Source organism: Rhodoblastus sp. (assembly GCF_019449565.1).
Classification (GTDB): Bacteria; Pseudomonadota; Alphaproteobacteria; order Rhizobiales; family Beijerinckiaceae; genus Rhodoblastus.
In genome coordinates this window covers 49,971-73,185 of record NZ_JAGRPM010000057.1, presented here as the reverse complement: position 1 = coordinate 73,185, position 23,215 = coordinate 49,971, and the positions used below count along the sequence as shown (strand labels likewise).

At 65.9% G+C, this 23,215-nt stretch carries 24 protein-coding genes; 7 read left to right on the top strand and 17 right to left on the bottom strand.

Annotated elements, in window-relative coordinates; genetic code table 11:
- Positions 1–30 precede the first annotated feature (30 nt).
- From tilS to QZ409_RS12975, 13 genes are all read right to left on the bottom strand, one after another.
- Entirely contained in the window at positions 31–1,014 is a 984-nt protein-coding gene (gene tilS, locus QZ409_RS13035) for a tRNA lysidine(34) synthetase TilS (RefSeq protein WP_296711908.1), read from the bottom strand.
- 59 nt (positions 1,015–1,073) lie between these two features.
- Entirely contained in the window at positions 1,074–2,258 is a 1,185-nt protein-coding gene (gene ybgF, locus QZ409_RS13030; protein WP_296711905.1) for a tol-pal system protein YbgF, read from the bottom strand.
- A 155-nt stretch (positions 2,259–2,413) separates the two neighbouring features.
- Positions 2,414–2,938, bottom strand: a complete 525-nt coding sequence (pal, locus tag QZ409_RS13025; RefSeq protein ID WP_283365802.1) for a peptidoglycan-associated lipoprotein Pal — start codon at positions 2,936–2,938, stop codon at positions 2,414–2,416.
- Between the two features lie 288 nt (positions 2,939–3,226).
- Positions 3,227–4,531, bottom strand: a complete 1,305-nt coding sequence (gene tolB / locus QZ409_RS13020; RefSeq protein ID WP_296711901.1) for a Tol-Pal system beta propeller repeat protein TolB — start codon at positions 4,529–4,531, stop codon at positions 3,227–3,229.
- A gap of 56 nt (positions 4,532–4,587) precedes the next feature.
- The gene (locus QZ409_RS13015; RefSeq protein WP_296711898.1) at positions 4,588–5,739 is read right to left on the bottom strand and encodes a cell envelope biogenesis protein TolA; all 1,152 of its coding nucleotides are present in this window, start codon (positions 5,737–5,739) and stop codon (positions 4,588–4,590) included.
- A gap of 27 nt (positions 5,740–5,766) precedes the next feature.
- Positions 5,767–6,213 (bottom strand): ExbD/TolR family protein, encoded by a 447-nt coding sequence (locus QZ409_RS13010; protein ID WP_296711895.1) that lies wholly within the window; start codon positions 6,211–6,213, stop codon positions 5,767–5,769.
- 12 nt (positions 6,214–6,225) lie between these two features.
- Entirely contained in the window at positions 6,226–6,951 is a 726-nt protein-coding gene (gene tolQ / locus QZ409_RS13005; protein WP_296711893.1) for a protein TolQ, read from the bottom strand.
- A gap of 153 nt (positions 6,952–7,104) precedes the next feature.
- Positions 7,105–7,530, bottom strand: coding sequence for a tol-pal system-associated acyl-CoA thioesterase (gene ybgC / locus QZ409_RS13000; protein WP_296711891.1), 426 nt, complete (start codon positions 7,528–7,530; stop codon positions 7,105–7,107).
- Positions 7,531–7,551: 21 nt separating this feature from the next.
- On the bottom strand, positions 7,552–8,166 hold the full coding sequence (locus QZ409_RS12995; RefSeq protein ID WP_296711888.1) for a LysE family translocator: 615 nt from the start codon (positions 8,164–8,166) through the stop codon (positions 7,552–7,554).
- A 9-nt stretch (positions 8,167–8,175) separates the two neighbouring features.
- Positions 8,176–9,219, bottom strand: coding sequence for a Holliday junction branch migration DNA helicase RuvB (gene ruvB / locus QZ409_RS12990; protein ID WP_296711885.1), 1,044 nt, complete (start codon positions 9,217–9,219; stop codon positions 8,176–8,178).
- Positions 9,216–9,830 (bottom strand): Holliday junction branch migration protein RuvA, encoded by a 615-nt coding sequence (gene ruvA, locus QZ409_RS12985; protein ID WP_296711881.1) that lies wholly within the window; start codon positions 9,828–9,830, stop codon positions 9,216–9,218. The genes ruvB and ruvA overlap by 4 nt, the downstream gene beginning before the upstream one ends.
- Before the next feature lie 80 nt (positions 9,831–9,910).
- Positions 9,911–10,417 carry a crossover junction endodeoxyribonuclease RuvC gene (gene ruvC, locus QZ409_RS12980; protein ID WP_296711878.1) on the bottom strand — a complete coding sequence of 169 codons (507 nt, stop codon included), beginning with the start codon at positions 10,415–10,417 and terminating at the stop codon, positions 9,911–9,913.
- A 1-nt stretch (position 10,418) separates the two neighbouring features.
- Positions 10,419–11,135 carry a cell cycle transcriptional regulator TrcR gene (locus tag QZ409_RS12975; protein ID WP_296711871.1) on the bottom strand — a complete coding sequence of 239 codons (717 nt, stop codon included), beginning with the start codon at positions 11,133–11,135 and terminating at the stop codon, positions 10,419–10,421.
- A gap of 180 nt (positions 11,136–11,315) precedes the next feature.
- On the opposite strand from QZ409_RS12975, the gene QZ409_RS12970 reads away from it, so the two are divergent.
- The 5 genes from QZ409_RS12970 (at position 11,316) to QZ409_RS12950 (ending at position 15,583) form a co-directional block, all read left to right on the top strand.
- Positions 11,316–11,525, top strand: coding sequence for a DUF1192 domain-containing protein (locus QZ409_RS12970; protein WP_296711868.1), 210 nt, complete (start codon positions 11,316–11,318; stop codon positions 11,523–11,525).
- Between the two features lie 161 nt (positions 11,526–11,686).
- The gene (locus QZ409_RS12965) at positions 11,687–12,202 is read left to right on the top strand and encodes a DUF1465 family protein (RefSeq protein WP_296711865.1); all 516 of its coding nucleotides are present in this window, start codon (positions 11,687–11,689) and stop codon (positions 12,200–12,202) included.
- A gap of 76 nt (positions 12,203–12,278) precedes the next feature.
- Positions 12,279–13,436 carry a Gfo/Idh/MocA family oxidoreductase gene (locus QZ409_RS12960; RefSeq protein WP_296711861.1) on the top strand — a complete coding sequence of 386 codons (1,158 nt, stop codon included), beginning with the start codon at positions 12,279–12,281 and terminating at the stop codon, positions 13,434–13,436.
- Positions 13,433–14,392, top strand: coding sequence for a DUF6492 family protein (locus QZ409_RS12955; RefSeq protein ID WP_296711859.1), 960 nt, complete (start codon positions 13,433–13,435; stop codon positions 14,390–14,392). Before QZ409_RS12960 ends, QZ409_RS12955 begins: the two co-directional genes overlap by 4 nt.
- Before the next feature lie 135 nt (positions 14,393–14,527).
- Entirely contained in the window at positions 14,528–15,583 is a 1,056-nt protein-coding gene (locus QZ409_RS12950; protein WP_296711855.1) for an acyltransferase, read from the top strand.
- Positions 15,584–15,592: 9 nt separating this feature from the next.
- On the opposite strand, the gene QZ409_RS12945 is transcribed toward QZ409_RS12950, so the two are convergent.
- Positions 15,593–16,549, bottom strand: a complete 957-nt coding sequence (locus QZ409_RS12945) for a glycosyltransferase family 2 protein (protein ID WP_296711851.1) — start codon at positions 16,547–16,549, stop codon at positions 15,593–15,595.
- A gap of 7 nt (positions 16,550–16,556) precedes the next feature.
- Positions 16,557–17,906, bottom strand: a complete 1,350-nt coding sequence (locus QZ409_RS12940; protein WP_296711847.1) for an O-antigen ligase family protein — start codon at positions 17,904–17,906, stop codon at positions 16,557–16,559.
- Between the two features lie 196 nt (positions 17,907–18,102).
- Here QZ409_RS12940 and QZ409_RS12935 point away from each other — a divergent pair, with 196 nt between their 5' ends.
- Both QZ409_RS12935 and QZ409_RS12930 read left to right on the top strand, forming a co-directional pair.
- Positions 18,103–19,032 carry a glycosyltransferase family 2 protein gene (locus QZ409_RS12935; protein ID WP_296711844.1) on the top strand — a complete coding sequence of 310 codons (930 nt, stop codon included), beginning with the start codon at positions 18,103–18,105 and terminating at the stop codon, positions 19,030–19,032.
- A complete protein-coding gene (locus tag QZ409_RS12930; RefSeq protein WP_296711842.1) occupies positions 19,029–20,660 on the top strand; it encodes a glycoside hydrolase family 44 protein in 1,632 nt (543 codons plus the stop codon). The genes QZ409_RS12935 and QZ409_RS12930 overlap by 4 nt, the downstream gene beginning before the upstream one ends.
- 4 nt (positions 20,661–20,664) lie before the next feature.
- Here QZ409_RS12930 and QZ409_RS12925 read toward each other — a convergent pair whose 3' ends face one another.
- Positions 20,665–21,654: an NAD(P)-dependent oxidoreductase gene (locus tag QZ409_RS12925; protein WP_296711839.1), complete on the bottom strand. Its 990-nt coding sequence runs from the start codon at positions 21,652–21,654 to the stop codon at positions 20,665–20,667.
- A gap of 16 nt (positions 21,655–21,670) precedes the next feature.
- Positions 21,671–23,113 carry an oligosaccharide flippase family protein gene (locus QZ409_RS12920; protein WP_296711835.1) on the bottom strand — a complete coding sequence of 481 codons (1,443 nt, stop codon included), beginning with the start codon at positions 23,111–23,113 and terminating at the stop codon, positions 21,671–21,673.
- Positions 23,114–23,215: the final 102 nt, after the last annotated feature.

The following is a 23,215-nucleotide window of genomic DNA, read 5'->3' as shown; positions in this document are numbered from 1 at the left end:
GCGCGAGGCCTCCCGAAGCGAAGCAACCCTTTATTCGGTCGGAAGTTCAACGAACTCGCCGGGCTGCGGCGTCTTTTCAGCGCCCGCCGTTCCGCGACAGCGCGGAGCCTCGCGGAGCAACGTCAAGATTTTCCTTTCATCGACTTTCGCGGCGCATCTGCCCAATGTGGCGCGAAAAGCCGAGCCATTCCTTAACGCGGCCCGCAGTTTCAGCGCGAAAAGCTCCAACCGCTCCAGCCGCGAAGGCGGCGCGCCGGCCGCCCGCTCGATGGCGAGGGCAAGAAAACGCTCCAGCGCCGCTTGCGGCGCATCTTCCGCCTGTTGGAGATCATAAACATCACTTTCCGGCATTTTTGTGCGCCGAAACAATTCTTCAGCCGCGTGGTCGAGCGCCTCGTCTGCCTTGCGCGCCCGTTCGCCCAGTTTTCCCAGCCGTTCCGGCGTCAGGCCTAGCGCGTGGAGGGCAGGCGCGGCGGCGCGCCAGCGCGCGCGGTCGAAAACGGGGTTGGCGTTGGAGGGATCGGTGAAAAAATCCTGGCCTTGGCCTCGGCAGAAGTCGATCAGGGCCTGTTTCGGCACGTCGAGCAGCGGACGGAGCAGCCGGCCCTGCGGAAAAATCTGGTCGCGCGCCATGCCGGCAAGCCCGGCGAGGCCACTGCCGCGCGCCAGACGAATGAGGATGGTCTCCCATTGATCGTCGGCGTGATGCGCCGTGACGACGGCTTCGGCGCCTATTGCGCGGCAGTGACCGAAGAGCAGGGCGTAACGGGCCTCGCGGGCGCGCTCCTGCAATCCGCTTGCCGGCTTGTCGCCGCGCCAGACCAGCGTTTCATGCGGCAGGCCCAAGGCGCGGGCCCAGCGCCCGACCTGGGCGGCCTCCGCGCCGGACTCCGGGCGCAGTCCATGATCGACCGTGGCGACATGAAGAGGAACTGAGGCGCCCGCGTCGCGCCAGAGCGCGGCGAGATGCATTAAGGCCAGCGAATCCGGGCCGCCGGAGACGGCCAGAACCAAGCCGGACAGAGTTTCGAAGCCAGCGAAAAGGCGGGAGGGGTCAAGTTCGTCGCCGAGGCTCAGCAGGAGGCCTTTTTCGCTTCGCGTTCAGCCGCGAGCTTCTGGGCGGTCGCGGCGTTGGGATATTTGCGCGGCACTTCCGAGAAGAAGGCGCACGCCTGCTCCTTGGCGCCCAGGGCGTTGAGCGAAACGCCCAGCTTGACCATGGCGTCCGGCGCAACCGAGCTTTTCGAGAAATCGGTCGCGATCTTCAGGAATTGCTCGGCCGCCTCGCGATGACGATTCTGGTAATAAAAGCTCTCGCCAAGATGATAGATCGCCGGCGCGATCAGGCGATTATGCGGATTTTTCTGCACAAAGGCCGAAAAGGCGCGCTGCGCGGCGTCATAATGCTGCGATTTGAGCTGTTCCGCGGCGGAATCATATTCCTGCTTGACCGGATCGGCCGACGCCCCCGGCGCCAGCGCTACTCCAGTCGGTGCGGCCGCATTGGGCGCCAGCGCCGCGACCGACGCGGGCGGGGCGCCCGGTTCGGAGGCAAGCGAGGAGGAAGCGCGCAGGTTCGGCGGAGTCAGGTCCAGCGGGCCGGTCGGCGCGGCGGCGCGGGCCTGGGGCTTGCTGGCGGACTCGGGCGAGCCGAGCGCCAGCGGGGCGCCGGGCGCGTCGGGGCGGACGGAGGGATCGAAAGCGTCGTGCCTGCGGCCATCGGGGCTAACCGTGGCCGGCGCCGCGGCGACTGCGGCGGGCGCTTCCGGCGCGGCAGGCTCGGGGGCGTTGTCGGCGACGGCCTGCGGCGGCGCGGCGGCGTCTATGCCTTCAGAGAGGTCAGAACGGCGTTGCGGCGTCGTGGTCATGGCGGGCCTTGCCGCCGGCGGCGTCGGCTTCACGCCGGGAACGCCCGCGCCGGCTCCCCCGCTATCCTGGAAGCGCGCGTCGACATCCAGCTGGAACTTGCGCAGTTGGTCTTCCATCCGCTTGACCTGGAACTGCAACTGCTCGACCTGGCCGTTCAGCGCCCGGACCTGGCTTTCCAGGCGGTCGATGCGCAGGATCGACGACGCGTCGGCGCCCGGCGCGCTCTCAGGGGCCGGCTCGCGGGCGGCCGGACGATCGAAAAACTGGGCGCGGGCCGCGCCCGGACCTGCGACGAGCGCCATGGCGGCGACGGCGGTGAAAAGGGTTTTGCGCAATCCGATAAAGGACAATCCGGCAGCGGAAAGCACGCCCGGCGACAGAATTGCCATGTCTTCTCCAAGCTTGGCAGGAATCACAACAAGTTTAGCATATCTGGCGCAACGATAAGGTGAAAACGTGGCGCTTGTTTGCTTTCGCGCGCCGGGCGCAAAAAACTCCGGCGTCGCGGGACGCCGGAGCTGTTGGAAAGCCGCTTCGCTGCGGTTCAGCTCTGGCCGCCCTTGAGAATGGTGACGGCGCGGCGGTTCTGCGACCAGCAGGAGATGTCGTCGCAGACGGCGACCGGACGTTCCTTGCCATAGGAAATCGTCTTGATGCGCGAGGAGGCGACGCCGCGCGCAACAAGGTAATTCTTGGCGGCCTCGGCGCGGCGGGCGCCGAGAGCGAAGTTATATTCGCGGGTGCCGCGCTCGTCGGCGTGGCCTTCGACGGTGAAGGCATAGGTCCCGTAGCGGTTCAGCCAGGTCGCCTGCTTGTCGAGCGTCGCCTGGGCGGTGGCGCTCAATTCGCTGGAATCGCTATCGAAAAAGACACGGTCGCCGACATTGACGACGAAATCCTGCTGCGAGCCCGGCGTCGCCGAACCGGCGGCGCCGACGCCGACGCCCGCCCCGCCACGGCCATCGACGGCGGCCATGTCGGTCGGGTTCTTGGCGCAGGCCCCGAGCGTCAGGGCTGCGGCGAGAACGGCGGCGTATTTGAGGCCTTCCATCGAGGCGAAACTTTTCATCCGGTGCGCTCCATTGACTGACAGCCGGGGTTGCGGCCAAAGCCTGCGCCGCCCGGGCGCCCTTACGCTTCGTCCCCATAGACAGGGACCAGTTTCAACGCGTTCCCGCGCGGCCGGTCGGCTTGGCGGGTCTTGCCCTCAGTCCTAGCCCCCGAATGTTAAGCGAAGGTTTTCGTAACCTTGACGAAAGGTTAGAAAATCCGGCGCTTTTGTGACCATTGGCCGCATGGTTAACAAAGCTTTCATGGCCAGAATGGGGCGCTACGCGTCTTTTTCTCTCGGCTGGACTCAGCCCAGCAGCGGGCTCCATGACGGATCGGAGGCGGAGCCGGGCGTTGGGACGGGAAATTCCGCGCGGCCGAAAACATCGGTCATGAACAGTTTTGACCCGCCGCTCGCCTCGCGGAAGAACATCAAATACAGCCCGTTGGGCGCCCAGGTTGGGCCTTCATTGTGGAAGCCATCGGCCAGAATGCGCTCGCCGGAGCCGTCGGGCTTCATCACGCCAATGCCGAATTTGCCGCCCGCCTGCCGGGTGAAGGCGATGTAATCGCCCTTGGGCGACCAGACCGGCGTCGAATAGCGGCCATCGCCGAAGGAAATGCGGGTGGCGCCGCCGCCGCTCGCGCCCATGACATAGATCTGCTGCGTGCCGCCGCGATCCGATTCGAAACAGATGCGGGCGCCGTCCGGCGCATAGGAGGGCGAGGTGTCGATGGCGGAGGAATCCGTCAGCCGCGTCGTGGTGCGCGAGCGCAGGTCCATGCTGTAGAGATTGGCGACGCCGTTCTGCTCCAGCGACATCACCACGCGCTGGCCATCGGGCGAGAAGCGCGGCGAGAAAGTCATGCCGGGGAAATTGCCGACCACCTCGCGCTGGCCATTGTCGATGTTGAGCAGGAAGACGCGCGGGTCTTCCGCGCCGAAGGACATATAGGTCAGCTCCTGCGCGTTGGGCGAAAAGCGCGGCGTCACCACCAGATCGTCGCCCCGGGTCAGATAGCGCAGATTGGCGCCGTCCTGATCCATGATCGCGAGGCGCTTGCGGCGGTTTTCGCGCGGGCCGGTTTCGTCAACGAAGGCGACGCGGGTGTCGAAAAAGCCCTTTTCGCCCGTGACCTTGGTGAAGATCGCGTCCGAAACGATATGGGCGACGCGGCGGGAATTGTTGGGGTCCGTGACATATTGCTGGCCGGCGGCCTGGGTCCCGGCGGCGACGTCCCACAGCCGGAACTCGGTCTTCATGCGGCCATCGGGGCCGCGTCCGGAGCGGCCGGCGACGACATATTGCGCGTTGAGCGCGCGGAAGGCGGCCATGTCCGGCGCGGCGTCCGGATTGATGGCTGCGCCGGCCGCGCCCGCGTCCACCGGATTGATGAAGACCGAACGCTTGAAATTATTGACGACGATCGTGGTCATCGCCGGGCCGCTATCGCCGGCGAAGGGCACAATCGCGATGTTGACGGGCGTGAAATTGCCGCCGCCGTGCACGTCGAGATAGCGCTCCGCCGAGGAAACGCGGCCAAACAAGGGGGCAAGGGCGAGGCCGCCGAACATGGCGGCGGCGGCGCGGCGGCTGGGAGCGAAGGGCATGGGCGGGGTCCTGATCTTTCGCGCTATGGCTTTTTTAGTTCCGTGACATGACGGGATTAGTTCAAGATTTCGGGGTCGAATCCGACCACCCAGTCCTTCCACTGCTCATAATAGGGCTGGAACTGGGCGGGAATACGCAGGGGATTGCAGCGCCGCGCCGCGCGCAGGGCGCTCTCGGCGAGGCCGCGCAGGGCCGGGTCCGACGGCGGGTTGAGCAGCACGGGCTGGGCGGCCAGCGAGCCGTCCGGGCGGTAGGAGACGCGGATCTTGGCGATATATTTCTGGCCGCCGGTCAGCGGCAGATAGTTCCAGCACTGCTTGTACTGCTCCTGCAAGATGCCATTGAGCGAATCCGACAGCGAGGGCGACATTTTCGCCCCCGTTCCCCGCGCCGCGCCGAGCGAAGCCGTGTGGCTCACCTCGCGCCCCGTGGAAAATTTCGCCTCGGGGGCCTGGTTGTTGAGAAGCTTGGCGACTTCCGAGAGATCTGGCGAGCGATGCGGCGGCGCGCTCTCGTCGCCCGATTTCGGCTTGGCCGCGGGCTTGTCCTTGCTCTCCGTCAGCAGCTTGGCGACTTCATCGAGCTTCGGTTTCGGCGCAGGCTTTTCGACAGGCTTTTCGACGACCTTGGGCGGCGGCTGGGGCACGGGCTTCTCGACCGGCTTGGGGGGCGGCTGGGGCGCGGGCTTCTCAACCGGCTTTTCCGGGGGCTTTTCGGGCGGTTTCGGGCGCGGGGGCGGCTTCACCGGCTCGGCGTCGTCCGGTTCCGGCTCCTGCTTGGGGTCGGGCGGCGGCGGCGGCGTTTTCGGCGCGGGAGGCGTGGGCGGCGGTGGCGGCGGCGGGGCCGGGCGCTGCGGCGGCGTCGGGGGCGTTGGCGGCGTCTGGTCGGCCTCGCCGGGGTCCGGCAGGCGTTTCAGGGGCGGCGGCGGCGCCGGCGCGTCGCGCTTGGCCTCGGGCGTCGGGGGGGTAGGTTTCGTGTCGGTGAGGTCGGCGACCTTGTCGGCGCGGGGCTTGGTCGCCTCCTTGGCGGCCTTGTCGCCCTTCATGATTTCGCTGAACTGGTTCTCGGAGATCGTCTCGACCGGGATCGCTTCCTGCGCATCGTCGAATTTCTGCTCTCGCGAAAAATGGACGAGCAGAACCGCCAGCAGCCCAAGATGGACCGCCGCCGAGAGCAGAAATCCCGGTTCGGAGCGCGAGAATCTCACCGCGCGAGCCTCACTTGAGCCAAGACCTTATTTCTTCTCCTGGGTCGTCACCAGAGCGACCTTCTTGAAACCCGCCGCCGTGAGGTCGGACATGATTTCGGCGACGCGCCCATAGGTCACGCCCTTGGAGGCGCGGACATAGATGCGTTCGTCCACGCCGTCCTTCGCTTGCGCCTTCACGGCGCCGACGAGATCGGCGTCGGCGGTCTTCTGGTCCATCAGATAGATGTCGCCATGATCGTCGATGGAGACGGCGATCGGCTTCTTGTCGATGTTCAGCTCGCCGGCCTTGGTGGCGGGCAGGTCGATCGGCACGCCCGAGGAGAGCAGCGGCGCCGCGACCATGAAAATAATGAGCAGCACCAGCATGACGTCGATGAAGGGCGTCATGTTGATATCGGCCATGGCGCGATAGCGCGGCACGCCGCGCCGCCGTCTTCCGCCCTTGCCGCCCGATGAGACCGCCATGCCCATATTCGTCTCCCGTCAGGCCGCGTTGTTGCGCGAGCCGGCGTGCTGGTCGATCTGGCGCGAGAGAATGGCTGAAAATTCGTCGGCGAAGCTTTCCATGCGCGCCTGGGTCTTGGCGACGTCGCCCGAGAGCTTGTTATAGGCGATCAGCGCCGGAATGGCCGCGAACAGGCCAATGGCCGTGGCGAACAGAGCCTCGGCGATGCCGGGCGCGACCACCGCGAGCGAGGTGTTCTTCGACGCCGCGATGGAGCGGAACGAGGTCATGATGCCCCAGACCGTGCCGAACAGGCCGACGAAAGGCCCCGCCGAGGCCACGGTGGCCAGCACCAGCAGGTTGGATTCGAGCTTTTCGACCTCGCGGGCGATGGAGACGTCGAGCACTTTCTCGATGCGCGACTGCAAGCCGACGAAAGAGGCGTGGGCGTTCTGGAACGAGCGCTTCCATTCCTTCATGGCCGCGACGAACAGCGAGGCCGTGGCCGTGGTGGGGCGGGCGGCCAGAGAATGATAAAGATCGTCGAGCGAATTGCCGGACCAGAATACATTTTCGAATTCCTCGATCGCGGCGCGAGCGCGCCGGATCAGCATGGTCTTGTTGATGATGATGGCCCAGCACCAGACCGAGGCCGCGAGCAGGCCGATCATCACCAGCTTCACGACGATGGAGGCGCCCCAGAACATGGCGAAGACGGAGCCCTCGGCCCCTGAGGCGAGCGGCGTGGCGGCAATTTCGTTCATGAAAGCGGTCCTCGCAAATTCCTGCGGCACGCGGAGCTTTGTTGCGCGCGCGAACATCTGCCGTGCAAATCGGTCATTTCTGCGGCCCGGCGCGGCAAAACCGGCCCGGCGCTTTGCGGCGCCAGTTAAGCCCGCGCCATGGTTAACAGCAGGTTACGATTGGACGCAACCCTCGCGTAGCTCAAGTTTTTCGCGGAACTCGCGCGGCAGGCGGCGCGGCTTGCCATCGGCCAGGGCGGCAATGAGCACGCGGGCGGTGAAAAGAATTTCCTCTTCGCGGCGCACAATCTGCTCGAGCTCGATCACGGCGGCGGAGATTTTCGACGGCTTCGTCTCGACGGTCAGAAGGTCGTCCATCCGCGCGGGACGCAAAAATTCGAGCTGCATCCGCGCCACCACGAAAAACAGGGCGTCGCCGGTCTCGCCGGTGTGGATCGCGCCCTGGTGAAAGCCGAGATCGCGCAGCATTTCGGTGCGGGCGCGCTCTATGAAGCGCAAATAATTGGCGTGATAGACAATGCCGGTGAAATCGGTGTCCTCGAAATAGACGCGGATGGGGAAAGTGTGGGGAGCGTTCATCCGATCAATCTCGTCTCGAAATCAGCTTGTGGCCAGCCGCGCCGCCAGCGCGAGGAAAAGCGCGCCGGCCAGCCGGTTGAGGACGATCTGCGCCTGCGGCGAACGGCGCAGCCATAGCCCGATTTTTCCCGCGCCCAAAGAAATAAGGGCGAAAACGATAAAGGCGCAGAACTGGAAAATCAGGCCGAGCACAAAAATCTGGCCGGCCGTGTTTCCCGCCGCTGGCGCGACGAATTGCGGCAGGAAGGCGAGGAAAAACAGCGCCACTTTCGGATTGCTGATATTCATCGCGACGCCCCGCCAAAAATAAGCGCCGGGCTTTTCCGACGTCGCGGCGCTCAAACCTGCCGGCTCCGCGCGGAAGGCCTTGAAAGCGAGAATTGTGAGATAGGCGGCGCCCGCGATCTTCAAGGCGAAAAAGGCGGTTGGCGACGCCGCGAGGAAAGCCGCGACGCCCAGCGCGACCGCGGTCGTGTGAACCACCAGCCCGGCGCAGAGGCCCAGCGTGGCCATTAGCCCGGCCCGGGCGCCGCGCGAGGCGGACAGGGCGAGGACGAAGAGATTGTCCGGCCCGGGCGCCAAGGCCAGCAGAAGCGAGGCGGCGGCGAAGGCGGCGAGTGCGGAGGGCGAAGGCATGGCGCGGCGTCACGCGTCGTCGTCGAACAGCCCGGCCTGCGACGCGTTCGCCTGCGCCGGAACGGCCAGCCCGAGATGCCGGAAGGCCAGCGGGGTCAGCATTCTACCGCGCGGCGTTCTGTTCAAAAAACCTTGTTGCAGCAGATAGGGCTCGATGATGTCCTCGATGGCGTCGCGCGGCTCGGAGAGAGCGGCAGCGATGGTTTCGATGCCCACGGGCCCGCCGCCGAAATTGACAGCCACCATGTCGAGATAGCGCCGGTCCATCTGGTCGAGGCCGATGGAATCGACATCGAGCAATTTCAACGCCCGGTCCGCCACCTCGCGGGTGACGATGGCGTCGCCGTCGACCAGCGCGAAATCGCGCACCCGACGCAACAGGCGGCCCGCAATGCGCGGCGTGCCGCGCGAGCGCCGCGCGATCTCATTGGCGCCGTCCTCGTTCATCGGGCAATTCATCACGCGAGCGCCGCGCGCGACAATGCTTTGCAATTCCGCGACCGTGTAGAAATTCATGCGGATCGGAATGCCGAAACGGTCGCGCAGAGGCGTGGTCAGCAGCCCGGCGCGGGTGGTGGCGCCGACGAGCGTGAAGCGGGCGAGGTCGATCTTGACCGAGCGCGCCGCTGGGCCTTCGCCGATGATGAGATCGAGCTGGAAATCCTCCATCGCCGGATAGAGAATTTCCTCGACGGCCGGGTTGAGCCGGTGGATCTCGTCGATGAACAGCACATCGCGCTCTTCCAGATTGGTGAGCTGCGCCGCGAGATCGCCGGCCTTGGCGATGACGGGGCCGGAGGTCGAACGGAAATTGACGCCCAACTCGCGCGCGACGATCTGCGCCAGAGTGGTCTTGCCCAGCCCCGGCGGCCCGACGAACAGCACATGGTCGAGCGCGTCCTTGCGGGCCTTGGCGGCCTCGATGAAGACTTTCAGATTTTTGCGCGCGGCTTCCTGTCCGGTGAAATCCAGCAAGGTCTGGGGGCGGATCGAGCTTTCAAGATCGTCCTCGCGCTTTTCAGCGGTCATCATGCGGCTGGGCGCAGTGGTCATAGCGCCAGTTCCTTCAGGCCGCGCCGGATCAACGCCGGGGTCTCAGCGCCGTCGCCGAGCGCCTTCAGGCTTGCCGCTATGGCGGTCGCGGCCTGCGGCCGGCCATAGCCGAGATTGACGAGCGCCGAAATGGCCTCCTGCGCGGCGGTCGAGCCAACCGGAGCGTCATTACCGGCGAGCGCGATCGCGCTCGCGTCTACGCCGCCAAAACCGCCGGCCTTGTCCTTCAGCTCCGCGACGATGCGCGCCGCGAGCTTCGGCCCGACGCCGGGCGCGCGCGCGACGGAGGTCTTGTTCTGCAAGGCGATGGCCGAGGTCAATTCGGCGGGCGGCAGGATCGAGAGAATGGCCAGCGCGACCTTGGAGCCGACGCCCTGCACGTTTTGCAGCAGGCGGAACCAGTCCCGCTCCGCGTCGGAGAGGAAGCCGAATAGCCTGATGGCGTCTTCGCGCACCTGGGTTTCGATCGCCAGCACGGCGGCCTCGCCCACGCGCGGCAATCTTTGCAGCGTTCGCGTCGAGCAGGCCACGACATAGCCGACGCCATGCACGTCGAGGATCACGTGATCCTCGTGCAGCGAATCCACCACGCCCTTGAGTTTGCCGATCATTTTCCGCCCGCGCCCGAATCGCGTTGCAGCAGTCTAGCGAAATTTTACCGCGACGCGAACAAAAGAAGAATGAGGCTGGACTAGGCGCCGAGCGCGGCGGCGCGCTTTTTCGCGCCGCGATGCTGGGCGTGGCAGATGGCTACGGCGAGGGCGTCCGCCGCATCGGCGCTGTCGGCGTCGCTGCGCGGCAGCAGCACCTTCACCATCATGGCGATCTGCGCCTTTTCGGCATGGCCGGCGCCGACCACGGTCTTTTTCACCAGATTGGCGGCGTATTCATGGACTTCGAGCCCGGCGAGCGCCGGCACGACGAGGGCGATCCCGCGCGCGTGCCCAAGCTTGAGCGTGGATTGTGGGTCGCGATTGACGAAGGTCTCCTCGACCGCCGTCTCGTCGGGGCGGTGCGCGGCGATGACCGCGCAGAGTCCGTCATGCAATTCCCGCAGCCGTTCCGCGAGAGCGCCGCCGGTGCGGGAATGAATGGCGCCGGCGGCGACGAAGGACAGGCGCGATCCATCGGCCTCAATCACGCCCCAGCCGGTATGGCGCAGGCCGGGATCGATGCCGAGGATGCGGACCAGAGCCATATTATTCCTTGATCTTGAGGTCCTTGAGCTTGCCGAAGACGGATTCGACGTCGATGTCGTCCTCTTCCTCTTCCACCTTCTTCGGGCTGGAGCCGAAGACGTCCTCATGCGAGGTCGGCGCATAAAAATCGGGCTGGGTGGTTTCCTCGGCTGGGATGAGCGTCGGGCTGTGATCCTGCACCAAAGCGGGGCGATCCTTGGCCGCGCGCTGCACTTCGAAATCGAGGTCGATCTGCGAGCACAGGCCCAGGGTCACCGGGTCCATCGGCGAGAGCGCGGCGGAGTTCCAGTGGGTGCGGTCGCGGATCGCGGCGATCGTGGTCTTGGTGGTGCCGGCGAGGCGCATGATCTGCGCGTCCTTCAGCTCGGGATGGTTGCGCACCAGCCAGAGAATGGCGTTGGGGCGATCCTGGCGGCGCGACAGCGGGGTGTAGCGCGGACCGCGATGCCGCTTGGCCTCGGGCAAGCGAACCTTGGTGACCGCCAGCTTGAGCTGGTGCGCGGGCCGCTTCTCGGCGCGCTCGATTTCCTCTCGGGTCAGCTGGCCGGAAGTGATCGGGTCATGGCCGCGAATGCCGGAGGCGACTTCGCCATCGGCGATGCCCTTGACTTCGAGCGGATGCAATTTGCAAAATTCGGCGATCTGATCGAAAGTCAGCGAGGTGTTTTCCACTAGCCAGACGGCCGTGGCCTTGGGCATGAGCGGTGCATTGCTCATTCGTCTCTCCTCGAATCTCTTTGTTCCGCCGTCGGGCGCGCGTCATCGCGCTCCGGCCCGGCCGAGGCACAGCCTCAAGTTTCATTCATTGCGGGAATTGCACAAATATAGAGCGCGCGCCGGCGAAACGCAAATATTTCGTCGAATTTTCGCTTTGGCCTTTCGGCGGCGGCAAGGGTGATGAACATGGCGAGAGACGAAGACGAAGTTTTCGCGATGAAGAAGCCGGCGCCGTCCCGGCACAGCCTCGGCGAGCCGCTCGAGGCCCTTTCGGTCGATGAACTGACCGAACGGATCGCGCTGCTGCAGGAGGAGATCCTCCGGCTCGAAGCGGCCCGCGAGCGAAAAAGCGCCTCGCGCGCCGCCGCCGACGCTTTTTTCAAGACTTGATTTAAGACTTGAGAGGCTGTCCTACGCCTTTCCGCCATTAACACTAAAACGGATTGGCTGAGCGGCGCTTGCCGAATGGCGCTATTCTTCGTTTGTCTCGAACGAAAGGAGCGGTTCGCATTGCGCGGCCGCAAAAAAGGGTTGTTGGCCGGGGTGGGCGCATGAACTGGACGAATTCCGACGAAGAGCCCGTCTCTTTCGCGCATCGCCTGGCGGCTTCGGAAGCTTTCAAGGCCATGTTCCGCGAAGGCATGACGTTGGTCGAAGAGGCGGCGGCCTATCTCGACGGGCCGGGGAGGGAAGAGGCCAAGGCCCTTCCGCGCGGAGAATCCCTCGCTTATGCCGCCGAGAGCATGCGCCTGACGACCCGGCTGATGCAGCTCGCCTCCTGGCTTCTGCTCCAGCGGGCGGTGAATGAGGGCGAGCTGACCCTCGATCAGGCGGCCTCGGAAAAGCGCAAGGTCAAGCTGTCCTATCAGGAAACCGCGTCCTCGCCGGAAGTCTTTCCGCGGCTGCCGGATAATTTGCGCGACCTGGTCTGCGAATCCCTGCGCCTTCAGGCCCGCATCATCCATCTCGACCAGCTGCTTTATCTCGATCCCGACGCCGGGTTGGCCATGCCCGTGGTGAGCCCGGTCGAGGACCAGCTCAACCTTTTGCGCGCGGCCTTCGGCTGATCGCCGCGCCGTAACCGGGGGTTAAGGCGGGCCGCCTAGGCTTGCGCGCAATATTTTGCGCATCCTCAGGAGCGAAATGACTGGTCCCATCGGCGTCGCCATTGTCGGATGCGGCTATATCGCCGATTCCTACCGCCTCTGCCTGCCCATGCATGCGCAGGACCTGCGCCTGTGCGGCGTGTTCGACCGCGACGCGGCGCGGCTCGCGGCCTATGTGGCTTGCTGGGGCGACCGCGGCTACGCCTCGCTCGGCGAGCTGCTCGCCGATCCCGCCGTCTCGATCGTGATCAACGCCACCGATCCAAAAAATCACGTGCCCGTCACCCGCGCCGCGCTGGAGGCGGGCAAGCACGTCTATTCGGAAAAGCCTTTGGCCATGACGCGGGACATGGCGAAGGACTTGCGCGATCTGGCGGCGGCAAAGGGCCTGCGGCTGTCCGCCGCGCCCTGCAATATTCTGAGCGAAAGCGCGCAGACCCTATGGAAGGCGCTGCGCGCCGGCGCCATCGGCGCGCCCCGGCTGGTCTATGCCGAACTCGACGACGGCATGATCCACAAGGCCGATTACCGCAACTGGCTCAGCCGCTCCGGCAAGCCCTGGCCGGCGCGCGGCGAGTTCGACACCGGATGCACGTTCGAACATGCGGGCTATGTCCTGACCATCCTCTGCGCGATGTTCGGCCCGGTGCGGCGCGTCGCCGCTTTTTCAACTTTGGTGATCCCCGACAAGCAAACGGACATTCCCTTGCCGCATCCGGCGCCCGATTTTTCTGTCGGCCTGTTGGAGTTCGATGGCGGGATCACCGCCCGCATCACCAATTCCGTGGTCGCGCCCTATGACCACCGCCTGCGCGTGATCGGCGACGAAGGATCGCTCGAAATCCGCGACACCTGGGATTACGCCTGTCCGGTGAAATTGCGCTCGGTGTCGCAGGGGCGGTTGGCACGCTATCTCGAACGCCGTTTCGGCGGCGTTGGCGCGGCAAAGCCTTTGCCCCTGGTCCGTACGCCGGCCATGAAGCGCAAGCGGGGCGATCCGTCGATGGATTTTGCGCGCGGCGTGGCTGAACTGGCCGACGCGATCCGCACCAGTCGCGCCGCCCGGCTCGACGCCGATTTCGCCGTGCATATCGCCGAGGTGACGGAGATGTTGCAGCATCCCGAGCGTTTTCCGCGCCCGGCGCCGGTCCAATCGAGTTTCGCGCCGATCAAGCCAGCGGATTGGGCGGCATGAGCGGTGGGGCGCCCAAGCTCGACGCGAGCATCCTCACCCTCTCATATCGCGGCGATCTCGAATATTGCCGGCTGTTGTGCGAAAGCCTGGACCGTTTCGCGCCACCCGGCCTGCGCCATCGCCTGTTCGTCCCCGCGCGCGATCAGGAACTGTTCGCGCCGCTCGCCAATGAGGCGCGGGCCATTGGCGCGGAGGACAGCGACCTGCTACCCCGCTGGCTGAAGAAAATCCCCATGGCGGGACCGCGCCTGCGGCGGCTGCTGCGCCTGCCGCGCCGAAACATCTATCTCAGCCTCTACAGCCCGCCAGTGCGCGGCTGGATCGCGCAGCAGATCATGAAAATCGCCGGCGCCGCCGAGAGCCCCACCGAAATCGTGATGCATGTCGACAGCGACGGCGTGTTCATCCGGCCCCTGCCGGCGGCGATGCTGATGCGTCCCGATGGGGCGGTCCGCTTCTACCGCAATCCGCATCTCGAAACCCACGCCACCCATATTCTCTGGCGCGAGGTCGCTTGCCGCCTGCTCGGGATTGACGCGAAAAGCTTCATTCCAGGCGATTATATCGGGATCTGCATTGTCTGGCGCCGTTCGATCGTGCGGCGCATGATCCAGCGCATCGAGGAAGTGGGCGGCGCCGATTGGCGCAAGATCCTCGCGCGCGAGCCTCATTTTTCCGAATATACGCTTTACGGAATGTTCGTGGAATCGCTGGGCGTCGAGGCGGCCGGCCATTTCGCCGACGGCGTTTCGCCCGTTCTCGAAATATGGGACCAGGAACCCGAAACGCCCGCCGCGGAAGAGGCCTTCGTACAGGGGCTCCAGCCGCATCATGTCGCTTGCCTGATCCAGTCCACCGCGAAAATGAGCATGGAAAAACGCCTCGACCTGCTCGGGCGCGTCGTCGCGCGCGCCCGGACCCAGGATCAGGACGCGCTGGTCCTTGCCGAATCCTGAGCGCCGCGAGTGCGGCGCATTTCCAAAGATTTACCAAGATCTTAATTCGCCTCGTCTTTCTTGTTCCTGATTTGAGACGAATTTTGCCTGAAGGCGTAGTTTGGCGCCGTCCATCTTTGAAGGAGGCGCCAAGCATTGACAGCCAGCACGCGGAAAGGAACTTACGAGTCGATCCAGGTCCTGCGCGGCGTGGCGGCGATCCTCGTCACCTTGTTCCATGCGGCGAGCCATGCCTTCAGCTCGGAAAATGTGTTCCGCGTCGGCAATGCGGGCGTCGACATCTTCTTCATCATCAGTGGTTTCGTCATGTGGGCGGCGACCGCGCGCCGTTCTCCGTCGCCGGGCGAATTCCTGCGCCATCGCGTCATCCGGGTCGTTCCGCTCTATTACCTGTTCACCTTGGCCCTGCTGTTTGCCTGGCTGGTTGTGCCCTCGGCCTTTCCTCATCTGGCGGCGCCGACACCGGGCCATGTGCTGCTATCGCTCGCCTTCATCCCGCATGTCGATCCCGCCGGAACCGCGTTTCCGCTGCTGGCGCAAGGCTGGACGCTGAATTTCGAAATGTTTTTCTACCTGCTGTTCGCTCTGGCGCTCTTTCTGCCTGCGGCGCGGCGTTTGCGCCTGCTGGCCGCGCTGCTGGTCGCGCTTCCCCTGCTTGGCCTGCTCTTTCCCGAGACTCTTCTGCGCCGCGCGCCGGCTTTGGGACTTTTCAATCCGCTCCTTGTCGAGTTTCTCGGTGGACTCCTGATCGCGCGCTGGGTCGAAAGCGCATGGCGGCCGGGCGCGCCGCTTAGCTGGGCGGTTCTCGTTCTCGGCGCGGCGATCCTGACGCTCGCGCCCAATCCCGCCGCCGACAATGACTGGGCGCGCCTGTTGCTGTTCGGCGTTCCGGCCTTCCTGATCGTCATGGGCGCCGTTGGCGTCGAAACATCCGCGAAAAGCTTTCGCGTCGGGCGGGGGCCCTTGCTGCTGGGCGCGTCGTCTTATTCGCTTTATCTCAGCCACACGATCGTGATTTCGGCCGCCGGCAAGGTGCTGGGCGGCGCGAACCCGCTGCTCGTCGCAACGGTGACCACGACGGTGGCGGTTCTTGCCGCCGTCGCGGTTTATTTTGCGGTGGAGAAGCCCTTGCTCAAGCTCTTGCGCGGGCGCCGCGCGCCTTTGCCGCAGGTTCAGGTCGCGCCGCTCTGATCCGGCCCATTATTTCTGCTGATAGAGCGGATGGGTCTCGCCGAAGGAGAGCTTGCCGAGCACGCCCGCCCAGCGGAAGACGTAATCAGTCCGCGCATCGGCGCCGTTCCAGAGCGCGGCGGGGGCGCCCAGCGTCAGCAGACCCGCCTGAACAAGGGCCTTGGCCCGGATGATCCAGCGCTCCAGCCCCGGATCCCTGCCGCCGCGCGCGATGGCCTCGGCGAAGGCCTGCCCGCCGGCATAAAAACGCCGCCGCAAATAGGCGCGGTCGCAGCGCGAAGCCGGCACGAATTCGCGCGCTGTCGCCTCGGCCAGCCAGACGAAACGCCGGCCGCGTCTTTGCAGCCGGCAGAACAGGTCGAAATCCTCGCCGCCGCCCTTGCCGAAACTCGGATCGAAAACCTGCGCGTCATCGAGGCAGGTCGCGCGCCGGAACACGCAATTATTGGTCGCCAGCGTGATGCCGGCGCTGCGCCCGGGGCCGAAGGCGAATAGCTCGAAACCGGAATCTTCGGTGAGTTCGCGGGAAAACAGGTTCCAGATCGCCGGCGTAGTGCGTTCGGGCGCCTCGAACAGGCCGACGACCCGGCCGAGCCAGGCGTCGAAGCGATCGTCGCCGATGGCCTGAAACACGGCGGCGAGCCAGCCGGGATCGAGCGTCTGGTCGTCGTCCACGAAGGCGACGAAATCTTCCTTTCCGGCGGCGACGCCGGCATTGCGCGCCACGGAAATATTGGCCGGATGGGCTTCGAGCCAGACCAGTGGCCAGGGAGACCGCGTCGCCTCTTGCCTGACAATCTCCTGCGCGTCGCCTTCATCGCTATTGTCGACGACATAGACCTTGACGCCGCCATGCGGGCCGTCGGGCCGGCCTTGCGCCGCAATGCTGCGCAGGCAGAGGCGCAGAAGCTCCGGTCTCTTGAACGTGCAGATGACAATGGCGAGCGAAGGCGCCTCGGCGGTCATTGGAAAATCATCCTCGGAAATCATTCTTGGAAATCATCCTGTCGTCGCGCAGGGTCCGTCCGCAGGCGAAGCAAAACAGCAGCGCGAGATTGCAAAAAGGCGCGCCGCGCATCATCAGCGTCGCTTCGGTCAAATTGTGCAAAAGATAGAGAAAGAGATTGAGCGCCATCATGGCGTAGGCCGCCTGGGCGCCGAAGCCCGGCGTCATGATCGCGCGCCGGGTCGCCGCGCCCAGAGCGACGAAAACGGAGGCCACGGCCGCCAGCGTCATCGGGATGCCGATATGCAGGAAGAGTTCGAGGTAGCCGTCATGGGCCTGGTTGATGATTCCGACGCGGACGTCGCCGAGCCAGGTGCCCGGTTCGAGCTTGACCAAAGGATCATTGACGGCGCCGACGTCCCAGAAGGCGCCATAGCCATGGCCGAGCCAAGGGTTCTGGAGCGCCGAGCGCCAGGCGAAGGCCCATAATTCGTCGCGGCCCGTAAAGGACGTGTCCGTGACGAAAGCGCCCAGAATCCGCTGGACGTCGAAATCGCTGACGACGACGAGGCCGATGAAGCCCGCCAGCGCAATCGTGAGCCCCGCAAGCGCCAGCAGCGCGAAACGGAAGCCCAGCCTTTGTGCGAGCCAGAACAGAAAGCCGACCCCAAGCGCCAGAAAGGTGAGGCCGAGCGAGGTCTTGCTGCGGGTGATGACGAGGAAGAAAAAGCTGATTGCGGCGCCAAGCGCGCCCAAAAACTGCTCGCCGGCGCTTTTGGCGCCGAAGGCATAGGTCACGCACACGATGATGACGATCATCGCGACCATGCCGGCCGGGTTCTTCTGGCCGTAAATTCCGGCGACCCCGATATCGGTGACGGCAAGGTCGGGCCAGAGCGCCGTCGCCGCCAGATTGACCAGAATGACGAAGGTCAGCGCCTGAAAGATGCGGGTGTGGAAACGGCGGAGGTCGTCGATGCTGGCGGCGAGTCCGAGGCTGATCGTCGCCATGAAAAGCAGCGCGAGCGCGCGCCGCAGGGTCAGATCGGGATAGTTCGACCACAGGATGCTCGCCTGGCAAAACGCAAGGACGGCGACGAGCAGCTTGTTGGCGCGAAGTGCCTCCCAGGCCGCCTCGCGTCGCGCCCCGATCAGGGCGAGGCCGATGAGGGTCATGCCGGGCGCAAGGAGGCGGTCGAGCGGACTTCCGGCCAGTCGGTCCTCCGGCGTCGTCGTCGCGCCGACCAGCGGATGGGTGCCAATGAAGGTGAAAAGCAGGTAGGCGACGAGCAGAAATTCATGCGCGCGCGCGGACCAATTTGCGCGCGCGAACCGCCCAATAGCGGGTGGGGCGAGGAAATTTTCGGCTAGGCTCATCTGGTTCCAGCCCTCTCGCCCGACCCGGTTCCGGACGCCCATGAGGCCATTTATTGCTTTTGCCACGCAAAGGCGGCGCCGGGGAAATATTAACTTTGGCTGCTTAAGAAATTCATAGTCCGCAGGCGTTCATAGTCCGAGTAATCGTGATGATTGAGTAACTTAAGTCTTCGTAAATAGGACATTGAGGATCTTAATGGATCGGATCAGCGTTGTCACCCCCACTTTCAACCGTCCGGCGCCGCTGGCGCGGGCGCTCGCCAGCCTCATGGCGCAAAGGGGGGTGGAGGGCCTCGCGCCGGAACTGATCGTGGTCGACAATTCCCCGGACGCCAACGCCCGGGAGCTTGTCGCCGGTCTGGCCGAAAAGTCGCCCTTTCCGCTGCATTACATCAGCGAACCGCGTCCGGGCGTCGCCAACGCCCGCAACGCCGGGGTGGCGGCGGCGCGGGGCCGCTGGATCGCCTTTCTCGACGACGATGAAGAAGCTTATCCTGACTGGCTGGCCTCGCTGGCCCTGGTGGCGCGCGAGCGCCGGGCGGACGCCGTGTTCGGCCCGATCGAGGCCCGCGCCGAGGCCGGCGAGATCGGCCCCTTCGCGCCCTATTTCGAGCGGCGCGTCGACCGGCCGTCCGGCGCCGAGATCACCGATCTGGCGGCTTATCTCGGCACCAATAATTCCCTGTTCGACCGCGCCGCCTGCCTGAATGGCGGCGCCACCTTTGATCCGAGCCTCAACGAGAGCGGCGGGGAGGACGCCCTGCTGCTGCAGCGTCTCGTTCTGGCCGGAAAGCGCTTCTATTTCGCCGCCGACGCCAAGGTGGCGGAATGGGCGCCGCCGCGCCGCCTCACCTGGGCCTATGTAAAGAAACGCAAATTCCTGAGCGGCCAGATCCGGGTCTTCGTTCAGGATATGGCGCGGCCCGGCGACGTCTCGGTGCTCGCGCGCTGGATGGCGGCCGGGCTGGTGCAGGCTGTGGCTTTCGGAGCCGCCACGCTGCTTTGCGCGCCCTTCGGCGAAAACGCGCGGGAAAAAATGGCGGCCAAGGCATTCGGCGGCCTCGGCAAGATTTTCTGGACCCGACGCTTTCGCCTCGCGCTTTACGGGCGGGGCCTGGTGTCTTGAGCCGTCGCGGCGGGATCTCGCGGCGCTCGCTTGTCATCGGCCTATGCGGCGGAGGCGCGGCGGCCGGAGGGCTGACGCTGTCCGCCGCGCCGGCCAAGGCGGACAGCGTCATCCGCATTGACGACAAATCCGCCGGAATGCCGATCAACCCCTTCATCTATGGCTCGAACGAGATCGGGACCATGGACGGCAACGGCCCGAGCGTCGATTTCGATCGCAAGGCCGGGGCGACCATTCGCCGCCTCGGCGGCAATCTGATGACGCCCTATAACTGGCTCAACAATGCCACCAATGCCGGGAAGGATTATCGCCACGCCAATGGCGCCTTTCTGCTCGGTGTGCTCGACGTTCCGAAAGAGGCGTGGCGGGAGCCCGCCGCCGTCGTCGAGGCCTTTCTCGCCAATAGTCGCGGCGTGGGCGCGCGCAGCCTGCTCACCTTGCCGCTCGCGGGCTATGTCGCGGCGGATTTCGATGGCGACGTGACCCCGGCCCAGGCTGCGCCGTCGGCGCGCTTCCTGCCCATCGACTGGTCCGCGCGGGCGGAAGGCGAGGATAAGGTCAATATTCCCGCCTTGCTGGAACGTCTGGTCGCCCGCCATGGCGGCGCGGCCTCTGGCGGGATCAGAGGCTATTACCTCGACAACGAGCCGGGCCTGTGGCCCGAAACCCACCCGCGCATCGTCAGCAAGCCGGTGACGATCAAGTCGCTGATCGATCGGTCGCTGCGCGCCGCCAAGGCGATCAAGGCGGCAGATCCCGACGCTATCGTGCTGGGGCCGGCGAGTTGGGGCGCGACAGAATTCGTCGATTTCGTCAAGGCGTCCGATTGGGACGCCTACCGGGGGCATGGCTCCTTCCTCGGCGCCTATCTCGACGCCTTCCGCCAGGAATCCGAGCGCGCCGGACGGCGCCTGCTCGATGCGCTCGACCTGCACTGGTATCCGTTCAACCGGCGCGGAAATCTCTTCCGCACCGAGGGCGCGACGCTCGCCAGCGCGATCCTCGACGCGCCGCGCTCCTTCGACGAGTCCGGATTCTGCGAGAACAGCTGGGTGGCGGATGCGCTAGGCTGCCGCCCGCGCGACGGCCTTTTTCTGCCCTTGCTGCCGAGCCTCAAGCAGATCATCGACGAGAAATATCCGGGGACGGCGCTGTCCTTCGGCGAATTCAATTTTGGCGGCGCCGGATTGCTCGCGACCGGCCTCGCCATAGCCGATGTGCTCGGGCGCTTCGGCCGTTTCGGCGTGGGTTTCGCCAATCATTGGGGCTCGCTGGACGGCTATATCGGCGAGGCCTATCGCCTTTTTCGCCAGCCCGATGGTTCTGGCGAGTGCTTCGGCGATACGGCTTTGCCGGTGGCGGGCGTCGGCGCCGATGTGTCCGTTTTCGCCGCGCGCAGCCAATCCTCGGGGCGCTTGAGCCTTGTCGCGCTCAACAGGAGTGAGAAGCTAGCTCAACTGGAATTGGCTTTCGCTTCGGGCCGCGCGCCGGCGTTGCGCGGGGTCGCGGGCTTCGATCAGGCTAATCGGAGCTTCGCCGAACTTGCGGAGCGGCCACTGCCCGCCGACGGGGGAGCGATCCGGCTGGTCTTGCCGCCCCGCGCGGCGCGGCGCTACAGCTTCGCCTGAGCCGTCACAACCCGCAGCGGGACAGGCCTTCGCGCAGGCCGATGCGCGGCGCGACCTGCAGCAGGTTCTCCGCCGCCTCGCCGCGATAATCGGCGTCGAGGGCGAAAATTCCGATCTCGCCCGGGGTTGGCGCCAGCGCCAGCGCCTTGCCGAAGGGCAGGCCGAATTTTCGCGCGATCTTCGCCGGGACGGCCAAGGCTTGCCGCAGAGCCGTCTCGGACTCGGACCATTCCCGCAGCGGCGCATGGCCGAGTTGTTCCGCCAAGGCCTGAAAATAGGTGTTCCAAAGCGGGGCTTCCGGACCGACGGCGTTGAGCGCCGAGAAAGGCGCAAGTGTTTCGCGGGTCGGGCCGGTCAGGAGGCGGCTCGCCGCCAGCGCCTGTTCGGCCAGGTCGTCAATATGGATCAGCGCGGCGCGGCCCGTGGCGTTGGGAAAGAGCCCCCAGCCTCCGGACGTGATGCGCGCCGCCATTTTCTCGACCCAGAACGGACTGCGGGCGCCATAGACGATGCCGGGCCGCAAGGCTATGACCCGCCGCGGCGCCGCCCCCGCGCTCCAGCCGCGATAAAGCTCTTCGCAGCGCGCCTTGGCCGAGGCATAGGGCGCCAGCGGGCCTTTCGGCCCATCCGTTTCGACGATGCGGCCCTCGCGCGCGCCATAGACCGCGACGGAACTGAAGGCCAGCAACGCGCCGACCCCGGCCTGCGTCATCGCGGCCAGCAGGGTCTCCGCCTGACGCGGCATGGCGCCCTCGTCGCCATAGGCGGCGTGAATCACGAGATCGACGCCCTCGACGGCGGCGCGCACCTGCGCGGGGTCGTCGAGATCGCAGGCGACGATTGTGACGCCGGGGCGCGGATCGGGGCGGGCGCGGCGGGCGCCGGCCCTGACGTCGAAATGTTCCGCGAGCGGGGCCAGCAGGGCGGAGCCGATGAATCCGCCCGAGCCGGTAATCAGGGCGCGCGGGCGCGGCGAAGGCGTTACGTCCGGCATTCGGTCTCTCGAAAGGTCAGGTTTTCGCGGCCTTCTTGCCCATCAGCTCCGCCACGCCGCTGAGGCGCGAACGGGCGAACAAGGCCAGGAACAGGCTGTAGGCCGCGATTCCGCCGCCGATTTGCAGCGCGACCTGCGCCAACTGGCCAAAGGGCGGCAAAGCGTGGCGCAGGCCGACGACGACGGCGCCCATCAAGGCGGCGAGGCTCCAGGCCGGGGCCAGCGCCAGAAACCGGTCGCGCCGGCTCCAGTCGAGCAGGTTCGACGACACGCCGATGGCGATCAGCGCCTGCGCGAGGTCGCCGGCGATGCGCGCAAGGCCGACGCTGAGCGGGCCGAGCGGAACGCCTGCGAGCGTCACGCCGATGGTGACGACGGAAGCGGAGACATTGGCGATCACACTATATTCCGGCCGCGCGCGCGCCGACAGCGCCGTGAACACCAACCGCGCCGGAATGGAGATGGCGCTGCCGATCGCGAGGCAGATTCCGATGTCGATCGACTGGTCCCAGCCCGGCCCGGCGATCAGCGGCAGCAGGGTGGGGGTGACGGCGGCGAGGCCGACGAAAACCGGGGCGGTTCCGAGCGAGGCGTAAGAAATCACGGATTTCGCCCGCTCGCGCAGGCGGGCCTTATCGTGCTGCAACGGGGAGAAGAAGGAGAAGGCGATGTTGTGGGCGGTCGCGCCGACGGCGCCGCGGATCGGCTCGACGAGACGCATCGCCATATTGAGATAGCCGAGCGTGGTCAGGCCATAAATGCCGCCGACGAGATAGTTGAAGGCGAGAAAGGTCAGATTGTCCATCATCCGGTCGATCAGCGCGAGGCCGCCATATCGGGCGAGGTCGCGCAAATGGCCGATTGAGCGGCTCGGAAGGATGAGGACATCGCGCATCCAGGCCTGAAGCAGGAGCGCGCGGGCGACGGAGACCAGCAGCCTTTGCATGATCAGCGCCCAGACGCCGCCCCCCGCGAGGGCGATGGCGAGCGAGGCGGCGATGCCGATGGCGTTGCCGAGCAGGGTCGCCTTGGCGAGATCGGCGAAACGGCGGCGGCGGCGGATCAAACCGGTGAGAATGTCGGAATGGCCCGAGAAAAAGCATGAGATCATGCCGACGGGCAGCCCCCAGACGAATTGCGGCTCGTCATAGGCGCGCGCGAGCATCAGGCCGAGTGGAATGGACAGCGCGACGCAGGCGAGGCTGGCGAGCCAGCTGGCGGTGAGAGCGGCGCGCAGATGGGCGAGCCGCAGCACCTTGCGCTGGGCCAGCGCCTCCTCGAAGGGCGCGCCGACTAAGACGCCCGCCAGAGTCACCACGGTCAAAATAAGGGCCGAGACGCCGAAGTCGCGGGGGCTGAGGCAGCGCGACAGCACCGCCGTGCTGGCCGTGAGCATGGCGATGCGGCCTATCGCGTCGATGCTCGACCAGCCCAGCCATTTGAACAAACGATGACGCAAATTTCCGCTCCCGGCGCTGCCGCTTCGCGCCAAGCCTTCAGCCGCCATCATAGCCGCGCGCCGGGGCCGGCGGGGGAGTTTCGCGCCCGGCGGTTAATATTG

Excerpts from the sequence above, each read along its gene's own strand:
- ybgF (WP_296711905.1), bottom strand. The coding sequence starts at position 2,258 with ATGGCAATTCTGTCGCCGGGCGTGCTTTCCGCTGCCGGATTGTCCTTT.
- pal (WP_283365802.1), bottom strand. The coding sequence starts at position 2,938 with ATGAAAAGTTTCGCCTCGATGGAAGGCCTCAAATACGCCGCCGTTCTC.
- tolB (WP_296711901.1), bottom strand. The coding sequence starts at position 4,531 with ATGCCCTTCGCTCCCAGCCGCCGCGCCGCCGCCGCCATGTTCGGCGGC.
- QZ409_RS13010 (WP_296711895.1), bottom strand. The coding sequence starts at position 6,213 with ATGGGCATGGCGGTCTCATCGGGCGGCAAGGGCGGAAGACGGCGGCGC.
- tolQ (WP_296711893.1), bottom strand. The coding sequence starts at position 6,951 with ATGAACGAAATTGCCGCCACGCCGCTCGCCTCAGGGGCCGAGGGCTCC.
- ybgC (WP_296711891.1), bottom strand. The coding sequence starts at position 7,530 with ATGAACGCTCCCCACACTTTCCCCATCCGCGTCTATTTCGAGGACACC.
- QZ409_RS12995 (WP_296711888.1), bottom strand. The coding sequence starts at position 8,166 with ATGCCTTCGCCCTCCGCACTCGCCGCCTTCGCCGCCGCCTCGCTTCTG.
- ruvB (WP_296711885.1), bottom strand. The coding sequence starts at position 9,219 with ATGACCACTGCGCCCAGCCGCATGATGACCGCTGAAAAGCGCGAGGAC.
- ruvA (WP_296711881.1), bottom strand. The coding sequence starts at position 9,830 with ATGATCGGCAAACTCAAGGGCGTGGTGGATTCGCTGCACGAGGATCAC.
- ruvC (WP_296711878.1), bottom strand. The coding sequence starts at position 10,417 with ATGGCTCTGGTCCGCATCCTCGGCATCGATCCCGGCCTGCGCCATACC.
- QZ409_RS12975 (WP_296711871.1), bottom strand. The coding sequence starts at position 11,135 with ATGAGCAATGCACCGCTCATGCCCAAGGCCACGGCCGTCTGGCTAGTG.
- QZ409_RS12970 (WP_296711868.1), top strand. The coding sequence starts at position 11,316 with ATGAACATGGCGAGAGACGAAGACGAAGTTTTCGCGATGAAGAAGCCG.
- QZ409_RS12965 (WP_296711865.1), top strand. The coding sequence starts at position 11,687 with ATGAACTGGACGAATTCCGACGAAGAGCCCGTCTCTTTCGCGCATCGC.
- QZ409_RS12960 (WP_296711861.1), top strand. The coding sequence starts at position 12,279 with ATGACTGGTCCCATCGGCGTCGCCATTGTCGGATGCGGCTATATCGCC.
- QZ409_RS12955 (WP_296711859.1), top strand. The coding sequence starts at position 13,433 with ATGAGCGGTGGGGCGCCCAAGCTCGACGCGAGCATCCTCACCCTCTCA.
- QZ409_RS12945 (WP_296711851.1), bottom strand. The coding sequence starts at position 16,549 with ATGACCGCCGAGGCGCCTTCGCTCGCCATTGTCATCTGCACGTTCAAG.
- QZ409_RS12940 (WP_296711847.1), bottom strand. The coding sequence starts at position 17,906 with ATGAGCCTAGCCGAAAATTTCCTCGCCCCACCCGCTATTGGGCGGTTC.
- QZ409_RS12935 (WP_296711844.1), top strand. The coding sequence starts at position 18,103 with ATGGATCGGATCAGCGTTGTCACCCCCACTTTCAACCGTCCGGCGCCG.
- QZ409_RS12925 (WP_296711839.1), bottom strand. The coding sequence starts at position 21,654 with ATGCCGGACGTAACGCCTTCGCCGCGCCCGCGCGCCCTGATTACCGGC.